The 16348-nt window shown below is 69.0% G+C and carries 18 protein-coding genes; 7 read left to right on the top strand and 11 right to left on the bottom strand.

Going from position 1 to position 16348, the window contains the following annotated elements; all coding sequences use genetic code 11:
• Positions 1-117 precede the first annotated feature (117 nt).
• Together PV646_RS00550 and PV646_RS00545 are read left to right on the top strand one after the other, a co-directional pair.
• Positions 118-549 carry a MarR family winged helix-turn-helix transcriptional regulator gene (locus tag PV646_RS00550; RefSeq protein WP_500339462.1) on the top strand — a complete coding sequence of 144 codons (432 nt, stop codon included), beginning with the start codon at positions 118-120 and terminating at the stop codon, positions 547-549.
• Positions 550-572: 23 nt separating this feature from the next.
• Complete coding sequence (locus PV646_RS00545) at positions 573-908, top strand: MmcQ/YjbR family DNA-binding protein (RefSeq protein ID WP_500339461.1); 336 nt, start codon at positions 573-575, stop codon at positions 906-908.
• Here PV646_RS00545 and PV646_RS00540 read toward each other — a convergent pair.
• The gene (locus PV646_RS00540; protein WP_500339460.1) at positions 905-1285 is read right to left on the bottom strand and encodes a VOC family protein; all 381 of its coding nucleotides are present in this window, start codon (positions 1283-1285) and stop codon (positions 905-907) included. The two genes, PV646_RS00545 and PV646_RS00540, sit on opposite strands and share 4 nt — an antisense overlap.
• Positions 1286-1341: 56 nt before the next feature.
• Between PV646_RS00540 and PV646_RS00535 the strand changes: the two genes are divergently transcribed.
• Complete coding sequence (locus PV646_RS00535; protein WP_500339459.1) at positions 1342-1734, top strand: VOC family protein; 393 nt, start codon at positions 1342-1344, stop codon at positions 1732-1734.
• Position 1735: 1 nt separating this feature from the next.
• Here PV646_RS00535 and PV646_RS00530 read toward each other — a convergent pair whose 3' ends face one another.
• From PV646_RS00530 to PV646_RS00520, 3 genes are read right to left on the bottom strand one after another with little or no spacing between them, the layout of a single operon-like run.
• Positions 1736-2662 (bottom strand): ABC transporter permease, encoded by a 927-nt coding sequence (locus tag PV646_RS00530; protein ID WP_500339458.1) that lies wholly within the window; start codon positions 2660-2662, stop codon positions 1736-1738.
• Positions 2659-2847, bottom strand: a complete 189-nt coding sequence (locus PV646_RS00525) for a hypothetical protein (RefSeq protein ID WP_500339457.1) — start codon at positions 2845-2847, stop codon at positions 2659-2661. Before PV646_RS00525 ends, PV646_RS00530 begins: the two co-directional genes overlap by 4 nt.
• Positions 2840-5512: an alpha/beta fold hydrolase gene (locus PV646_RS00520; protein ID WP_500339456.1), complete on the bottom strand. Its 2673-nt coding sequence runs from the start codon at positions 5510-5512 to the stop codon at positions 2840-2842. Before PV646_RS00520 ends, PV646_RS00525 begins: the two co-directional genes overlap by 8 nt.
• Positions 5513-6041: 529 nt before the next feature.
• On the opposite strand from PV646_RS00520, the gene PV646_RS00515 reads away from it, so the two are divergent.
• Positions 6042-7046 carry a TerC family protein gene (locus tag PV646_RS00515; RefSeq protein ID WP_500339455.1) on the top strand — a complete coding sequence of 335 codons (1005 nt, stop codon included), beginning with the start codon at positions 6042-6044 and terminating at the stop codon, positions 7044-7046.
• On the opposite strand, the gene PV646_RS00510 is transcribed toward PV646_RS00515, so the two are convergent.
• A complete protein-coding gene (locus PV646_RS00510) occupies positions 7047-8249 on the bottom strand; it encodes a metal-dependent hydrolase family protein (protein WP_500339454.1) in 1203 nt (400 codons plus the stop codon).
• Between the two features lie 89 nt (positions 8250-8338).
• Here PV646_RS00510 and PV646_RS00505 point away from each other — a divergent pair, with 89 nt between their 5' ends.
• Complete coding sequence (locus PV646_RS00505) at positions 8339-10198, top strand: S9 family peptidase (RefSeq protein WP_500339453.1); 1860 nt, start codon at positions 8339-8341, stop codon at positions 10196-10198.
• 45 nt (positions 10199-10243) lie between these two features.
• Here PV646_RS00505 and PV646_RS00500 read toward each other — a convergent pair whose 3' ends face one another.
• The 3 genes from PV646_RS00500 to PV646_RS00490 all read right to left on the bottom strand — a co-directional run bounded on the left by PV646_RS00500 (position 10244) and on the right by PV646_RS00490 (position 12074).
• Positions 10244-10705 carry a hypothetical protein gene (locus tag PV646_RS00500; protein WP_500339452.1) on the bottom strand — a complete coding sequence of 154 codons (462 nt, stop codon included), beginning with the start codon at positions 10703-10705 and terminating at the stop codon, positions 10244-10246.
• Positions 10706-10805: 100 nt separating this feature from the next.
• The gene (locus PV646_RS00495) at positions 10806-11462 is read right to left on the bottom strand and encodes an RES family NAD+ phosphorylase (protein WP_500339451.1); all 657 of its coding nucleotides are present in this window, start codon (positions 11460-11462) and stop codon (positions 10806-10808) included.
• A 27-nt stretch (positions 11463-11489) separates the two neighbouring features.
• On the bottom strand, positions 11490-12074 hold the full coding sequence (locus PV646_RS00490; RefSeq protein ID WP_500339450.1) for a hypothetical protein: 585 nt from the start codon (positions 12072-12074) through the stop codon (positions 11490-11492).
• A 156-nt stretch (positions 12075-12230) separates the two neighbouring features.
• Here PV646_RS00490 and PV646_RS00485 point away from each other — a divergent pair, with 156 nt between their 5' ends.
• Positions 12231-13400, top strand: coding sequence for a glycosyltransferase 87 family protein (locus PV646_RS00485; protein WP_500339449.1), 1170 nt, complete (start codon positions 12231-12233; stop codon positions 13398-13400).
• Here PV646_RS00485 and PV646_RS00480 read toward each other — a convergent pair.
• Complete coding sequence (locus PV646_RS00480) at positions 13342-13887, bottom strand: HdeD family acid-resistance protein (RefSeq protein WP_500339448.1); 546 nt, start codon at positions 13885-13887, stop codon at positions 13342-13344. The genes PV646_RS00485 and PV646_RS00480 overlap by 59 nt on opposite strands.
• A 53-nt stretch (positions 13888-13940) precedes the next feature.
• On the opposite strand from PV646_RS00480, the gene PV646_RS00475 reads away from it, so the two are divergent.
• Positions 13941-14474 carry a hypothetical protein gene (locus tag PV646_RS00475; protein ID WP_500339447.1) on the top strand — a complete coding sequence of 178 codons (534 nt, stop codon included), beginning with the start codon at positions 13941-13943 and terminating at the stop codon, positions 14472-14474.
• Here PV646_RS00475 and PV646_RS00470 read toward each other — a convergent pair.
• Positions 14458-15345, bottom strand: coding sequence for a hypothetical protein (locus tag PV646_RS00470; protein WP_500339446.1), 888 nt, complete (start codon positions 15343-15345; stop codon positions 14458-14460). The genes PV646_RS00475 and PV646_RS00470 overlap by 17 nt on opposite strands.
• Before the next feature lie 141 nt (positions 15346-15486).
• On the bottom strand, positions 15487-16347 hold the full coding sequence (locus PV646_RS00465) for an immunity 49 family protein (protein WP_500339445.1): 861 nt from the start codon (positions 16345-16347) through the stop codon (positions 15487-15489).
• Position 16348: the final 1 nt, after the last annotated feature.

The following is a 16348-nucleotide window of genomic DNA, read 5'->3' as shown; positions in this document are numbered from 1 at the left end:
GTGCGGTGCGTAATCCCGAGGCCGCATAACGATTTGCGCGCCCGCCGTAAATCGCCCTCTGGGGTGAGATGTGCGCGGACTGCTTTCGTCAGGGCCTCGGGCGGCCATGATCTCGGGGTGGATGTGGACTCCCACCTTGCCGCGGTGGAGCAGGCGCTGATCGCTGTGCGGCGCAGTCAGTCTCGTAGAGCCCTGGCCGAGTTGGCTGTACCGGCCTTCGACGTGCTCGACGTGGTGGAGACGGCTGAGCGGACTGGGGCCCAGGCCACGGTTTCCAGTGTTGCCTTGGCTTTGCACGTTGATCAGCCTCGGGCCAGCAAGCTCGTCACCAGTGCCGTCGACGCCGGGCTGGTGGCGAGGGTCGCCGACAAGGCCGACGGGCGGCGGGTGTTGCTCGTGCGGACGCCTCGGGGCCGGGCCACGTCCGCTGAGCTGCACCGGGCCCGGCAGAGTGCTTGTGCCGTCGCGATGGCGGACTGGAGCGAGGAGGAACGGGTGGAGTTCGCCCGGTTGCTCACGCGTTTTGTCGCGGTGTTCGGCGCGCGCTAGTTTCTGTTGTGACACTTGACGAGTTGATCGTCTACTGCGCCGGCAAGCCCGGCGCGGAGGAGACGTATCCGTGGGGCGAGACCGAACTGGTGTGCAAGGTCGGCGGGAAGGCGTTCGCCTTCATCGGCCTCGACGTGCACACCGTGGGTCTGAAGTGCGGCACGGACGCCGAGGCCGCCGCGGTGTGGCGAGAGCGCTTTCCCGCTGACGTCACGGTGAGCGGCTACATCGGGCGGTACGGGTGGAACACCGTCGCGCTCAAGGGAGCCGTGCCCGACGACGACCTGCTGGAACTGGTCGACGGCTCCTACGACGCCGTCGTCGCGCGGTTGCCCAAGGGGAAACGGCCCGCCGTCTAGCGGTCTTCCGGCTGGATGATGCCGAAGATGTTGTTCTCGGTGTCCTTGTAGTAGGCGAGCAGGCCCACGCCGGGCATCTTGTCCTTGGGCAGCGCGACGGTGCCACCGTTGACCTCGATGGCGGCGATGGTGACGTCGATGTCGACCACGCTGATCGTCATGACGTAACCGTGGATCGGTGCGTCCGGCTCCGGGTCCGGGCCGCGGCGGGGGAGCAGGCCGCCGTTGACGCCCGGCTGGTCGTCGTCGCCGGTGACGATGGTCCAGTAGGGGATGTCGCCCCACTGCTCGATCTTCCAGCCGAAGACCGAGGTGTAGAAGTTCCGCGCTCGCTCGGGATCTGCGGCGTGGATCTCGAAGTGCACAGGACGTGACATGGGAGGGCACGCTACTCCGGACAGTGGTTGTCCGCATTGGTCTCTACCGTGGCCTCATGGTTATCGGAATCCAGGTCACGATGGACGCGGCGGACCCCGGCAAGCTGGCTGCCTTCTGGGCGGAGGCACTCGGTTACGTGGTGCAGCCGCCGCCTCCCGGGTTCGACTCGTGGGAGGACTTCGCGGTCAAGAACGGCATCCCGTTCGAGTCGATCAACGACTACTCGGCGATCATCGATCCCGAGGGCGGCGGCCCGCGGTTCTTCTTCCAGCGCGTGCCCGAGGGCAAGACAGCGAAAAACCGCCTCCACCTCGACGTGAACGCCGGGCTGGAGGCGGTTGATCGGTTCGTTTCCCTTGGTGCCACGAAGGTCCAGGAGTTCAACGACGCCAAGGGCCACTGGGTCGTGATGCTCGACCCCGAGGGCAACGAGTTCTGCGTGCAGTGAGCTAGCTCGTGATGTCCTTCGTCTTGAACACCCTCGCCGCGAGCAGCGTGAAGATGCCGCCGTAGACGAGCGCGGAGAACGTGCCGCGGGTCATCTCCGACCAGTCGATGTCGGTCGAGAGCAGGTCGGCCCACGCCATCGCGTAGTGCGTCGGCAGGTAGTTGCGCAGGTCCCCGAGCGGCTCGATCTGGTCGAGGATCTGCGACACGATCGAGACGAGCACCGTGCCGCCGACCGCGCCGAGAGGTGCGTCGGTGGACACGGACAGGAACATCGCGAGGCCCGCGACCCAGAACAGGTTGATCGAGATGTAGACGACGGCGAGCGCCATGCCGAGCACGCCGTCACCAAACGGGGCGGCCTCGCCGGTCGGGCTGACGACCTCGCCGGCGCCGTACCAGGCCACGCCGACGCCCAAGGCCACCGCGGGGAGCAGGGTCAGGGCGAAGACGCTGAGGATGCCGCTGCTGATGGCTTTCTGGCGCAGCAGGCGGTGCCTCGGGATCGGTGCGGCCAGCAGGTACTTGAGGCTCGACCACGACGCTTCGGACGCGATCGTGTCGCCGAAGAACAGCGCCACGATCATCGGCAGCAGGAAGCTGCTGCTCACGAACAGCGTGAGCACCACGAAGTTGATGCCGCTGGCGGTCGCGAGGTCCACGAAGCCGCCGGAGCGGCGGTTCGGGTCGGACTGGCCGATCTCGAAGCTCGCCGCGAGGATGAACGGCAGCAGCACCAGGAAGCCCAGCACGAGCTGGGTCCTGCGGCGGCGGATCTGCCGTTGCAGCTCCACGCGGATGCGGAGCGTGCGGCGCGCCTTGTACCCGACCGACGAGCCGTCCGGCGCCACCTTGGTGTGCTGCTGGGCGGCTGCGTCGGTGAGGTCGTTGAGCGCGCCGGGGTCGGTGTGGACGCCGTTCTCGTTCATCGGTCCACCTCCTGCCGGATCGGTGCCTTCGTGCGGTTGGGGTTCGCGGTCCGCACAGGCGCGAACGCGGGGGTCACCGCGATCTCGTCTGTCACGTCGAGGCCGGCGTCGGCCAGCACCTCGATCGCGGTGGGGCTCGGGGCGTCCGCCGTGGCGGACGCCGCTGCCATCAGGAAGTCATTCACCGACCAGCTCCAAGAACGCGTCTTCCAGCCTGCGTCGCGGGCCCGCCTGGTCCACTGCCACACCGGCGGCGACCAACGCCGTGAGTGCGGCGGAGCGCGGGACGCCGTTCATCGACGCGTGCACTGAGTCCTCGTCCTCGTGCACGTCGTGCACGCCTTCGAGGCCCCGCAGGACATCGGCTGCCTTCGAGGGGGAGTCGACGCGGAACGTCGCCTCGCCGCCTCCCGCCGCGATGTCGGACACCTCGCCGGCGGCGACGAGCTGGCCCTTGTGCATGACGACCACGTGCGAACAGGTCTGCTCCACCTCGGCCAGCAGGTGCGACGACACGACGACCGTGCGGCCCGCGGCGGCGTAGCGGCGCAGGACCTCGCGCATCTGGTGGATCTGAGGCGGGTCGAGGCCGTTGGCCGGCTCGTCCAGGATCAGCAGGTCCGGGAGGCCGAGCATCGCCTGCGCGATCGCCAGCCGCTGGCGCATGCCCTGGCTGTACGTGCGCACGCGGCGGTGCACCGCCTTGCCGAGGCCCGCGATCTCCAGCGCCGCCTCGACGTGCGCCTCGTCCAGCGGCCGGCCCGTGGCCGCCCAGTACAGGCGCAGGTTCGCGGCGCCGGAGAGGTGCGGCAGGAAGCCGGAACCCTCGACGAACGAACCGATGCGCGACAGCACCGGAGCGCCCGGCACGACCTTGTGGCCGAAGACCCGGATGTGGCCCTCGGAGGGGTGGATCAGGCCCATCACCATGCGCAGCGTCGTGGTCTTGCCGGCGCCGTTGGGGCCGAGCAGACCGAGGACCATGCCGTGCTCCACGCGGAACGACAGGTCCGTCACCGCCTTCACCCCACCGGGGTAGGCCTTGGTGAGGTTCGAGATGACCAACGGGACGTCCGCGAGGTCCGGGTCCGAGTCCTGCGCCATGCGGCGGCGGAACATCGCGATGATGCCGGAGCCGATCAGCACGAGCAGCGCGATCACGATGCCCCAGAGAGCTTCCATCGGGAAGCCCTCGGTGACGTTGCGACCGGGCACGACGGGCACCGAGATCTCGTCGGAGGCCAGCGAGATCCGGTACGCGGCGGGCTGCTCGGCGTTCGCGAACGCCTGGTCCGTCGTCGACACCACGAGAGCCAGCTTGTGCTCGCTCTCCACCGGACGCACCGCGCCCGGCAGCGTCACGGTCACCTCGGCCGCGGAACCGTCCGTCGGCAGCGCCACGCGGAACGGCGCGACGATCGAGCCCGGCAGCGTCCGGGTGCCGTCCTTGGAGACGTCGTAGAGCTTCGCGAACAGGATCGCCTCGCCGGAGGTCTGGTCACCGCGGGCGACCTTCAACTTCACGGTCGACGACCCGGTCAGCAGGACCTGCGAGGTCAGCTCCTCCGAGGTGAACACGGCGGCCTGGCCGGGCATGTCGAGCGACAGCCGCGACGAGATCGCCGACGACCGGGACAGCGCCGAACCGAGGCCCGGCAGGTTGCTGACCGACGCCGGATTGCCACCCGCCGGGTTCACGACGACCTGCTCGCGTCCGGTGAGCTTCAGCGTCTTGCGCTCGGTCGACGAGCCCTGGGCGAGGCCGGGGTACGACGGCGCCACGACCGTGCGCAGCGACGGCTGGCCGGACGAGCGGAACGCGCCCTGCACCGAGTACTCGAAGCCGGTGTCGGGGTCGGTTCCCTTGCCACGCAGGTGGAAGTCCATCCAGTCAGCGATCTCGCCGCGCAGCGCGGTGCCGGGGTTGCCGCCGTCGTGGCCGCCCGCGTACCAGACCATCTTGACCTGGCCGCCCGCCGCGGCGATCTGCCGCGCGGTGGCGTCGGACTGGTCGAGGCCGAACAGGGTGTCCTGCTCACCCTGCACCAGCATCGTCGGCTGCTTGATCTGGTCCGCCACGGCGACGGGGGACGACTTGCGCAGCAGGTCGAGCGTCTGCTGCGAGGCGCGGCCCGTCGTGGCGACCTCGGTGTAGGCGGTGCAGACCTCGGGCGTGAAGCGGCCGCACGCGCCCAAGGACGGCGTGGGCGGCTGCTGGCCCTGGGCCCCGGAGTTGCCTCCGGGTGCCTGCGGCGCCTGGCCGGAGTTCTGGTTCGACTCCCGCTGGCCCTGCTCGGGTGCTTCACCCGTGGGCGACGAGAGGTCGATCGACGTCATGCCCGCCGAGAAGAAGATGCCCGCCCACGAACGCTTGAAGACGCCGTCCTCACCGAACGCGGTGGCGGACGGGGTGGCGTCCGCACGCGGTGTCGCCAGCGCCGAGTTCGGCAGCAGCGACTGGGCGAGGTCGTTGTACGTGATGACGGGGACGATCGTGTCGACGCGCTTGTCGACGCCCGCGAGCAGCAGTGACAGCGCACCGCCGTACGACGCGCCTGTCACGCCCACGCGGGGGTCGCCGCCGCTGTCCTTCTCCACCTCGTCACGTGTGCCGAGGAAGTCGAGGAGCTTCTGCGCGTCGCGGACCTCGCGGTCGACGGAGTTCAGCGCGATCTGGCCCGTGCTGCGGCCGAAACCGCGCGCGGACCAGGTCAGCACGACGAAACCGCGCCGGGCGAACTCCTCGGCCTGCGTGTGCACGCTGCGGAGGCTGCCGCCGAAACCGTGCGCGAGCATGATCGCGGGCGCGGGCGTCTGCTGGGGGAGGTAGAGGCGGGTCTCGATCGTCACCGTCTGAGCGCTGTCAGGGCTCTCGGGTGCGTCGATGTTCGCTTCTTTGAAGGAAACGGCAACAGGGTCGTCTCCGGATCGAGTGAAGTACACGCCACCTGCGACGAGGGCGAGTACCACGATCAATGCGGGGATCGTCCACCTGCCGCGAAGGCGGGATAGGCGGGACACAGCGATGACGATATGCGAGTTTTGCTGAGAACGACCTGTTGGGATCCGGTGGCGGTCTCAGCATCAGTGGATCTTCAGCACGCCTTCAGGTAGTGGACGGTTCCAACCCGAACGACACGCTGTGTATTCCCATCGCACCTGGTTGCGTGGGTCTGCTCACCCTGTGTGGCGCTAACCGCTCTTCGTAGAGCACAATATTGACGCAGCATGGAGGGGAGTACTCCCTAAGCGGCGGTGTCGTCAGTACGGAGCTCGGCATGGAGCTCCCGGTGCCGTCGGTCGTTCGAGAGATCATCTCGGCGGCGGAGGAGACCTCCGGGTTTATCTGGCATGCGCTGAGAATCCCGGAGGTTGGGTTGTGAACGTCCCCGCATGGATGTGGCTCGCGACGATCGGTGGTCTGCTCCTCCTCCTGGCCGTGGACCTCGTGATCGTCGATCGAAAACCCCATGAGGTGACGATCGGTGAAGCCGCCCGCTGGGTGATCTTCTACGTCGCGATGGCCGCCGTCTTCGGTCTCGGCATCTGGTACTTCTCCGGTGGGCAGTACGCCACGGAGTTCTTCGCCGGGTACATCACCGAGTACTCGCTGAGCGTCGACAACCTCTTCATCTTCTTGATCATCATGACGACGTTCAAGGTGCCCTCGATCCACCAGCACAAGGTGCTGCTGATCGGCATCCTGCTCGCGCTCGTCATGCGCGGCATCTTCATCGCGGCCGGCGCGGCGCTCATCAGCAAGTTCAGCTGGGTCTTCTTCATCTTCGGCGCGTTCCTCATCTACACCGGCTGGCAGCTGGCGCGGGAGAACCACGACGAGGAAGAGGAGTACAAGGAAAACCTGATGCTCCGCATGGTGCGCAAGGTCTTCCCGGTCACCGACGACTACCACGGCTCGAACTCGTTCATCAAGATCGACGGCAAGCGCTACGTGACCCCGATGTTCATCGTGATGGTCGCGATCGGCTCCACCGACCTGCTCTTCGCGCTCGACTCGATCCCCGCGATCTTCGGCCTCACCAAGGAACCGTTCCTGGTCTTCACGGCCAACGCGTTCGCGCTGATGGGCCTGCGGCAGCTGTACTTCCTGCTCGGCGGACTGCTCGCGAAGCTCGTCTACCTGTCGATCGGCCTGTCGGTGATCCTCGGCTTCATCGGCGTCAAGCTGATCCTGGAAGCCCTGCACACCAACAACCTGCCGTTCCTCAACGGCGGCGAGCCCTTCCACGTGCCGACCATCGGCATCGAGGTCTCGCTGTCGGTGATCATCGGCGTGCTGGCGATCACGACGATCGCCAGCCTCCTCAAGGTGCGGCGCGACCCGGACGCCGCGAAGCACATCGGCGCCGACGCGAACCACTAGTCACAACAGGGAAACGCCGTTCTGGTAGACGGCGCGGACGGCCTGCTTCAGCGTTCCGGCCTTCACGTGCTGTTCGGCGTCACCCTCCACGAGTACGAGATCGGCGAGCTTGCCTGGTGCGAGCTCGCCGAGTTCGTTCTCCAGGCGCATGAGCGCGGCGGCGGACCTGGTGGTCGCGTGGAGCGCCTCGGCCGGTGACATGCCGTACTCGACCATCAGCGTGAGTTCGTTGAGGTTGTCGCCGTGCGGGCCGACGCCGGAGTCGGTGCCCATCGCGATCTTCACGCCGGCCTGGTGGGCCTTCTGGAACGCCTGGGTGTGTTGCGCGACAACGGAGTTGGCCTTGGCGAGGATGACGTCCGAGATCGCCATGCCGGCGGCGGCCTGGTCGAGCACCATGCGCGGGGCCATCAGCGTGGGCACGAGCCACGTGCCGTTCTCGAGCATCGCCTCGACGCCCTCGTCGGTGAGGAACACGCCGTGCTCGATGGACCGGACTCCGTTGCGCACGGCCGTGAGGATGCCGTCGCCGCTCATCGCGTGCGACATGACCGCGATGCCGGCGGCATTGGCCTCCTGCACGATCATCGCGATCTCCTCGTCGCGGAAGTGCGCGTGACGGGGGTTGCTGCGCGGGGACATCACGCCGCCGCTCGACGCGATCTTGATGATGTCGGCGCCGTGGCGCACGAGCGTGCGGATGACCTTGCGCAGTTCCTCGGGACCGTCGGCGACGGTGTCCGGCAGGCCGGGGTGCAACGGCGGTGAGACGTGGGCGCCGCACTGCATCCAGTCGTCGTTGTGGCCGCCGGTCTGCGAGACCATGTTGACCGCGATCTGCATGCGCGGGCCCTGGACCAGGCCGCGCCGCACCGCCTCCGCGACACCGAGGTCGGCGCCGAGCGCGTCGCGGACCGTCGTGATGCCGCACTGCAGCGTGGCTTTCATGTTCCCGATCGCCTCGTAGAACGGCAGCGAGAACGGGGTGTTGAGCGACCGCACCAGATCGGCGCCGCTGAACATGAAGTGCACGTGGCAGTCGAACAGTCCCGGCAGGATCGTGTGGCCGGTCGCGTCGACCACCGTGTCGCCGTCCAGCCCGATGCCGACGTCGACGATGCGGTCGCCCTCGACCACCACGTCGCCGGGCTCGCTCGCCCGGCCGGTAAAGATCCTGCCCCCAGAGAACACGATGCGCGTCATACGCGGGAATCTATGCGGCGAGTCAATTTTTGTGATCGGTCAACAAATAACTCTGAGCGTTGCTAACAACTTCTGTTAGCGTCCACGCCGTGCGCCCTGAAGACCTGCAGCTGCTCACCACGCCCGGCACCGTCGCCGTGTCCGGAGACCTGGTGCTGGTCAGCATCACCACGCCCGACCTCGAGAAGAACACCTACCGGGGCGGTCTGCACCGGGTGTTCCCGGATGGCACGACAACACCGTGGACGCACGGTGATCGTGACAATGCGCAGCGCATTTCTCCGGACGGCAAACTGGTCGCGTTCTTGCGCGTCAGCGGAAAGTCGAAGCCGCAGCTCCACGTCGTCCCGGTGGACGGCGGCGAGCCCCGCAGGCTGACCGATCTGCCGCTGGGCGCCGGTGCGCCGGTGTGGTCGCCGGACTCGTCGCGGATCGTGTTCGTGGCCCGCGTGCCCGAGGCCGGCCGCTACGGGACCACGGACGACGGCCCCGAGTCCGAGGCGCCGCGCCGCATCACGCGCCTCGACTACCGCGCCGACGACGTGGGCTTCCTCGGCGACCGCCGTCCGCGCCTGCACGTCGTGACGCTGGACGGCGCCGTCACCGAGGTCACCGACGGCACGCACGACGTCTCCGACCCGGCCTGGCTCGACGACTCGACGCTGGTGTTCGTCGCACCGCACGAACTGGGCGTCTCCGAGACCCTGAAGTCCGACCTCTACACGGTTCCCGCCGGCGGCGGCACGGCGTCGCTGCTGGTGCGCGGGGCCGGTGAGGTCACGATGCCGTTCGTGGCCGACGGCTCGCTCTTCTGGCTGGGCACCGAGTTCACCGGCATCGACGCCGTGGCGCGCAACCTCGGCCTGTGGAAGTCGCCTTTGGACGGTTCCGATCCCGTTCGCCTCACCGACGGCGAGACGGTCGACGTGGAACGGCTTTCAGGTCAGCCCGTGGCCGACGCGTCGGGCGTGCTGCTCGTCGTGCGCAACCGCGGAGCCCTCGAACTGCGGAGGATCCCGTTCGACGGCGGCCCCGGCGAGGTGCTGGCAGGTTCTTCGGCCGCGGTCCGGTCGTTCGCCTCCGACGGGTCCACTGTGGTCGCCGTCGTGTCCACTCCGGACAGCGTCGGACAGGTCGAGTTCGTCGGAACCGGTGTGCGCACGGCGTTCTCGTCGGTGCCCGCCCGCCGCGTGGTCGAGCTCACCGGCTCCGCCTCGGACGGCTACCCGGTGCACGGCTGGCTCGTGCTGCCCGACGGCGACGGCCCGCATCCGGTCGTCATGGCCGTGCACGGTGGCCCGTTCATGTACCACAGCTGGGGTTTCTTCGACGAGGCCCAGGTCTACGCCACCGCCGGGTACGCCGTCGTGCTGCCGAACCCGCGCGGCTCGGCAGGCTACGGCCAGGCCCACGGCCAGGCGGTGATCGGCAAGTTCGGCACCGTCGACGTGGACGACGTCCTGTCCCTTTTGGACGTCGCACTGGCCCGTGAGGACACCGACTCCGAACGCGTCGGCGTGATGGGCGGCTCGTACGGCGGCTTCATGACGTCGTGGCTGTCCGCGCACCACGGTGAACGGTTCCGCGCCGCGTGGTCCGAGCGCGCTGTGAACGCGTGGGACTCGTTCTCCGGCTCGTCCGACATCGGCTACTTCTTCGCCGACGCCTACTGCGGCACCGATCCCGACGCACAGCGCGCGATGTCGCCGCTGACCTACGCCGAGAAGATCAACCTGCCGTTCGCCGTCGTCCACTCCGAGCAGGACTGGCGTTGCCCGCTGGAACAGGCACAGCGCATGTTCGTGGCGCTGAAGCGGCGCGGCGTCGAGACCGAGATGCTGATCTTCCCGGGCGAGGGCCACGAGCTGACCCGTTCCGGTCAGCCGCGGCACCGCAAGCAGCGCTTCGAGGCCGTGCTGGAGTGGTGGGACCGTTACCTCAAGGCCTGACGAGCGAGGCTGCTCCGGCCGTTGCGCCGGAGCAGCCCCTCACCGTCAGCTGATCTCGACGCAGGACGCGCGGTTCTGCCAGTTGATCGACCCCAGCCGGAGGTCGGCGCTCTGGTCGATCCAGGTGGAACGGGTGCCGCTGCCGGGGCAGTCACGCACGTCGAACAGCTTCAGGTCGCACTTGTTGTAGGTGCGCACGGAGTTGGCGCGGTTGTCCCAGCCCCAGCCGGAGAGGTTCCACAACCCCTCGATGTCGGTGGTGGACGCCGAACACGCGCCGTACTTCCAGAACGTGACGCACGCCCCGGTGTAGTTGTTGCTGTCGTAGAGCGTGAACGCGCTGACCGTGCCGGACACGTTCCCGACCTGGGTGCACGCCGCCGCGGCAGCCGGTGCCGGTGCCGCCTGGGCTCCGGCCGTGCCCGTGATCAGGGCCCCCGTCACGAACGCGGCGGCGACGGCCAGCCTGGCCACCGCGCGCATCGCCCCCTGCTTTCCCTTGACCATCTTCGGTTCCCTCCCTCGCCGCGCCGTGGTCGGCGGCGGCTGGGGGGATCATGGGAGGTGGGTCGTGCGGAACGCTTGCAGCTTTTCTGCAATGCCCAGGTCAGCCCAGCAGCGTGTAGTTGAGCTCCTCGCACACCCTCGCCAGCGGCAGGTCCAGACCCGGATGGTCCAGCGGCAGCAACACGTCGGGAGCTGCCGGCAACCCGGAAGCCCCAGGCGGGTCCCACAGGCAGATGGCGGGGTCGCCGGAGTCCATCGACGACCGGTACCAGAGCCCGTCCAGCTCCGGATAGGCCGCCCGGATCGCCCGCGACCACGCCTGCGTCACCAGCTTCGGGCCGGTCGAGATCTCCTGCGACGCCCCGACGCGCGTGGGCCACAAACCGCCGAGGTCCAGCAGCCTCAGCGTGCGGCGCGGGCGCAGGACGACCAGGAACGGTGAGCGGGTGCGGCGGTCCACGATCGACGTCGCCTGGAAGACCTCGGCGATCGACGTGCGGACGGACAGGCCGAAGTACAGCACGCCGTTCTCGTGGTCCTGCGCTGGCGAGCCGTCGTCGGCCGGTTGTTGTGCGTCGAAGCGTGCGTGAGGGAGGGGGCCCGTGTAGCGGAACGTGTTCCAGCGCTGGGGGTGCGAGCCCTTCGCGGTGAAGACGCGCACCAGGCGGGTGGCCCGGTGTACCGCCACCACGTCCTCGGTGCGGCGCAGGTGCGCCTGGAGCACGGCAGGGGCAGGCGGCTGCGGAAGCCGTGACATTCGGGTCCTGTCGGTGTTCGGGAACGCTCAGGCAGGTGTGCCGAGCGTGGACGCCAGGGTGGCCACCCGGCGCGGGTCTCCTCCGGCGAGGAGCCAGTCGCGCGGGGTCGCGGGCTCGCCGTCCACGGGCAGGTCCTCCTGGAGGGTCGTCATGAACGCGGCCACCACCAGTGCCGGTTGGTCCTGAGGGATGTCCGTGAGGACGGTCTCGAGACCGGGTAGTACGCCGGTGCCCGCGAACTGCCACGCGGGAAGGCGCCAGCTGCCCCTGTCCTTCCAGCCGACGAGCCTGCCCACGCCGAGGCGGTGGCGGATGCGGCTGGTGTCGACCTGGAGCTGGCGCGCGGCCTCGTTCACGGTCAGCGCCGAGTCGCGGAGGACCGCGTGCGCCACGACCGTGCGGGTGCGGGGCTTGGCGTCGGACGGGCCCGCCGGGGACAGGTCCAGGCCCACGTCGGTCAGGGCCGCCTGCTGGTCCGGCGTGAAGTAGGTGGCCGGCTCCGGGTGCGGTGGGGCGAGCCTTCGCGCCGCGTCGGTCACGAGGGCGAGGAACTCGTCGGGACTCACCTGCAGGCCGGCCTTGGCCAGCACCGTCTCCAAGGCTGGACTCATGCGCACAGAATAGCCCGCGCGTGCGCATTTGTGCGCCCTACGAACGGCTCAACCACAAACGTTCGACGTTGTGCGCTCACGCGACGACGCTACGTGAGATGTGCCGGTCCGGACCGGTGACGTGGGCCTCATCTGGCACATCGATACCATTCCCGGATGCAACTCGACCGCACCGCCAAGCGGGTCGTGGTGGCTTGGGCCGCCGTCATGGTGGCCACGCTCGCCTACGTCATGTACCGCCCCGAGGGGTGGTCGCTCGACCTGCGCGTCTACCGCAACGGCGGCGCGGCTTTCCTCGAGGGCCTCCCGCTCTACGTCGAGGGCTTCGCGAAACCGCTCGGCGGGCCCGACCTGCCCTTCACCTACCCGCCGATCGCCGCGGTGCTGTTCAGCCTGCTCGCGCTGGTCCCGGTCGTCGTCGCGATCTTCGCGGTGGCGGCGCTGAACCTCGCCATGCTCACCGGGTTGTGCCTGATCGCGGCGCAGCGCGTGCTCGGCTGGGGCCCCGAGGCCGTGAAGTGGGGGCTGGGCGCGGCGGCGGTGTCGACGATCTTCGACCCGCTGCGCGAGACGTTGTGGTTCGGCCAGATCAACCTGCTGCTCGGGCTGCTGGTGATGGCCGACTGCCTGCTCGAACGCACCCGCTGGTGGCCCCGTGGCGCGCTGATCGGGCTCGCGGCCGCGATCAAGCTGACGCCGGCGTTCTTCGCGTTGTTCTTCGTGGCACGACGACAGTGGAAGCCCGTCTTCGTGTCCATCGGGTCGTTCTTCTTCTTCGTGCTCGTGGGGTTCCTCGTCTCGTTCGGCGACGCGAAGGAGTACTGGACGCACGCGCTGCTCGACCCGGGCCGCGTCGGACGTCTCACCTACGCGTCGAACCAGGCCATCCGCGGCACTTTGGCGCGCTTCGGCCTCGAGAACGGCGCCCAGGTGGGCGTGTGGCTCGTGCTGGCGCTTCTGGTCGTGGCGGCGGTGTGGTGGCTGGCGTCGCAGGTGGGGGAGATCGAGGCGTTCTTCGTCGTGGCGATCGGCGGTCTGCTGATCTCGCCCGTGTCGTGGGGGCACCACTGGGTGTGGATCGCGCCCGCGCTCGTGCTGCTCTCACGGCCCGCGTTGCGCCGTCACTGGGCGTCGTGGGCGATCGTGGCGGTGTTCGCGATCGGGCCGCACTGGCTCTTCCCGCGCGACAACGACGTCGAACGCGACTGGGCGTGGTGGCAGCAGGTGATCGGCAACCTCTACGTGTTCGTCGGGATCGTCGTGCTGGTCACGCTCGCTGTGCGGGTCGTGCGAGACCGCCGTCGAGCTGCTTCAACCGCAGGCTGAACAGCACCAGCACCACACCCCACAGGATCGCGAACACCCCGATCGTGATCACGAACGCCATCGCGCCCGCGGCCGGGTTCACGACCAGGATGACGCCGAGCAGCACCGTCAGCGCGCCCGTGACGACGTAGAACCACTCGTTCGTCATCACCTTGCGCAGGCGGATGCCGTCGACGATCTGCAGCACGCCGGTGACGATCGCCCACACCGCGATGAGCAGCAGCAGCGCGGTCGCGGTGATGCCCGGCCAGAACAACGCGATCAAGCCCGTGACCAGGCCCAGCGCACCGATGAGACCGAGGGCCCAGCGCGCGGGCCACTCCTTGTGGGCCAGCGTCAGGTACAGCATCATCGCGCCGTCGAAGAACGCGTAGGCGCCCCAGAGGATGATCAGCGCCAGCAGGGTGAGGCCCGGCCAGATCAGGGCGGCCACACCGAACAGGACAGCGAACACTCCGCGCACCGTGAAGAGCCACCACCGTTGCATGGTCAGGATCGTCTCGGCTGTCGCGGGGACAGGCAACCTGAGACCCTCGTCCGGTGCTGATCCGAGTGGCTGACTGGGAACGCATCCGGTCCGGCGAGATCACGCTGCAGTTCCGGCGCTGGAAACGGCCGACTGTGCGCGCCGGAGGGACGTTGCGGACGTCGCAGGGCGTTCTGGCGATCGACGCGGTGGACGTCGTGACGAGGGTGAGTCGCGCCGAGGCGGTGGCGGCCGGCTTTCCGACCGTGGCGGCGCTGAAGTCCTCAGTGGATGGACGTGAGGGCTCGCTTTACCGGATCCGCCTGCGTTTCGCGGGCGAGGACCCTCGCATCGAGCTGCGCTCGTCGTCCGATGTGGACGGACTGGTGCTGAAGGGGGACGCGCTGGCGTTGCTGCGCCTGATCGCGGCGAACCCCGGTGTGCGGGCCGCGGACCTGGCGGCGTCCGTCGGCCGCGACAAGCTGCCGTTCAAGGCGGACGTCCGCAAGCTCAAGGCCAAGGGGCTCACCGAGTCCCTCGAGGTGGGGTACCGCCTCTCCCCGCGGGGAGAGGCGTACCTCCGAACCCTGGCTAGCCCTGACCCGTGATGATCGAGACGGCGCGGTCCTGCGTCTGCTCGTTCACCTCGGCGATCTGGAAACCACGCGCCACCGCGTGCGCCACCAGTTCGGGCTCCGGCGGCAGGCCGTACTTGCGCAGGTAGTGCGGCACGGCACCGGCCCAGATCCACGTGCCGTCGGTGCGGAAGTTGAGCGGCACGTCCTGCTCGCCGCTCTGTGAGAACTCGTCGAGGTCGTAGCTGCGCGCGGCCAGCACGACCGGCGCCGACTCGAGGTAGTTCAGCAGCCCGTCGAGCATCTGCGGGTCGACCGGCTGACGGTTCACCATGATGCGGCCGTCGTCGTTCTTGCCGTCGTACACGCGCGCGGTGCGCAGCTCGTCACTGCCCGCCTGCGGCGTGGCCGGCGCCTGGAACTCCTGTTGTGGCTGCTGGGGTTCCGGCTCGGGCGCGGGCAGCGGCGGCAGGCCGACGCGCTGGCGCCACCAGTCCGGGATCTGCCGGTCCGGCCGCGGGAACGTCTGCAGCTCGTCGCGGAAACCGATGGGTGGCGGCGCGTTGCGCCAGCGCGGTTCGTCCTCGGCGTTGAAGTCCACCGTGAACGCCGCGGGCGCCTCGATCTCGTACGTCGCGCTCAGCCAGGTGCCGCGCTCGGGGTGGTACATCCCTCCGCGCAGGTGCCCGAACATCTGCACGACGTCCATCGGCGGCCGTACCGGACGCAGCTGGCCATCAGGTCCGGCGAACGCCAGGTCGACCTCGATGTGCCTGCCCGCCGCGCGGTACTCGGCCCGGATGCGCTGCCAGCCTTGAGGTACGGCCGGCAGCATGGCACGGCCGATCTGCCGCACCAACTGCTGCTGGTCCTGCTCGCTCAGCGGTGTCGCCGGCTGGCTCATGTGGTCCTCGCCCCTCTCCCCGTGAAAGCCCGCTGATCTTATCGGGCCGTCGCGACGCGCGCGGGACGGTCAGGCACCCGCGCCGTTCACACAACTCTGAGTGGGTGCCGGGCCTCGTGGTTCCCCGTTGTGCGTGCGCTCTCAGAGCTGCTTCTCGCCGACCCACACGCCGTCGAGGAGGCGCTTCGGGAGGTAGTCGGACTCGACGGTGATCTCGACACCGGCGTCCTTCGCGAGGCAGGCGATGGACAGCACGCGCCAGGCGACGAGCTCCTCGGGGGTGCCCGCGCGCTCCTCGGTCGCGGTCCAGTAGTCGCGGTACAGCTCGAGGGCCTTCGCGAGCGACTCGTTGAACCTCGCATCCTCGCGCTGGGTGAGCAGGTAGAAGAGCTCCATGGGCGGGTAGAAGAGCTTGGCGACCATCTCCGGGCCCGCGATGGTGTCGGCCTCCGGGTCGGCGCCCCGCATCGCGTTCAGCAGCGTGTCGATCAGGCCCTCGCCGGAGGTCCAGTAGAGCTGGAGGGCCCTGACCCAGTCGTACTGGAACTCGTCGGCCTGGCCGCCGGAGGCGCGCAGCACCTCGACGGGGAAGCCGGCGAGGAGGTCGATCCGCGCCCGGTCGCGGCAGATCATCGCCATCGCCATCGCGCTGGTCCAGTTGCCGACGTCGGCCGAGGACTTCGGACCGGTCGCCGGGACGACGAGGTCCCGGTCGTCGATCCGGACGGCCACCTCACCCTCGGCCTGGCCGGTCACCGCGAAGATCGCGCCGCCGGCCTGCATGGACAGCGCCACGGCGTTCCACGTCGCGGCGCTGTTCGCCAGAGGATCGGCCGCCGTGCGGCAGGCCGCCTCGTTCTTGGAGTTGCGGTGCAGGTACGAGAAGACCAGGTGCGGGTTGCGCTGGACACTCTTGAGCCGGACGTCGAGAGGGTCCGCGTAGTACTCCGCCTGCGCTTCTGCCTTCTCGACATCGACCTGATGCCGGGCGATGGTGACCACG

This window comes from Streptomyces sp. ID05-26A (genome assembly GCF_033794685.1).
Classification (GTDB): domain Bacteria; phylum Actinomycetota; class Actinomycetes; order Mycobacteriales; family Pseudonocardiaceae; genus Lentzea.
This window is presented reverse-complemented; position numbering and strand designations above follow the sequence as displayed.

What these genes read in the sequence shown, in the direction of transcription:
- PV646_RS00540 (WP_500339460.1), bottom strand. Translation starts at nt 1,285, where the DNA reads ATGTCACGTCCTGTGCACTTCGAGATCCACGCCGCAGATCCCGAGCGA.
- PV646_RS00535 (WP_500339459.1), top strand. Translation starts at nt 1,342, where the DNA reads ATGGTTATCGGAATCCAGGTCACGATGGACGCGGCGGACCCCGGCAAG.
- PV646_RS00530 (WP_500339458.1), bottom strand. Translation starts at nt 2,662, where the DNA reads ATGAACGAGAACGGCGTCCACACCGACCCCGGCGCGCTCAACGACCTC.
- PV646_RS00510 (WP_500339454.1), bottom strand. Translation starts at nt 8,249, where the DNA reads ATGACGCGCATCGTGTTCTCTGGGGGCAGGATCTTTACCGGCCGGGCG.
- PV646_RS00500 (WP_500339452.1), bottom strand. Translation starts at nt 10,705, where the DNA reads ATGGTCAAGGGAAAGCAGGGGGCGATGCGCGCGGTGGCCAGGCTGGCC.
- PV646_RS00495 (WP_500339451.1), bottom strand. Translation starts at nt 11,462, where the DNA reads ATGTCACGGCTTCCGCAGCCGCCTGCCCCTGCCGTGCTCCAGGCGCAC.
- PV646_RS00490 (WP_500339450.1), bottom strand. Translation starts at nt 12,074, where the DNA reads ATGAGTCCAGCCTTGGAGACGGTGCTGGCCAAGGCCGGCCTGCAGGTG.
- PV646_RS00485 (WP_500339449.1), top strand. Translation starts at nt 12,231, where the DNA reads ATGCAACTCGACCGCACCGCCAAGCGGGTCGTGGTGGCTTGGGCCGCC.
- PV646_RS00480 (WP_500339448.1), bottom strand. Translation starts at nt 13,887, where the DNA reads ATGCAACGGTGGTGGCTCTTCACGGTGCGCGGAGTGTTCGCTGTCCTG.
- PV646_RS00470 (WP_500339446.1), bottom strand. Translation starts at nt 15,345, where the DNA reads ATGAGCCAGCCGGCGACACCGCTGAGCGAGCAGGACCAGCAGCAGTTG.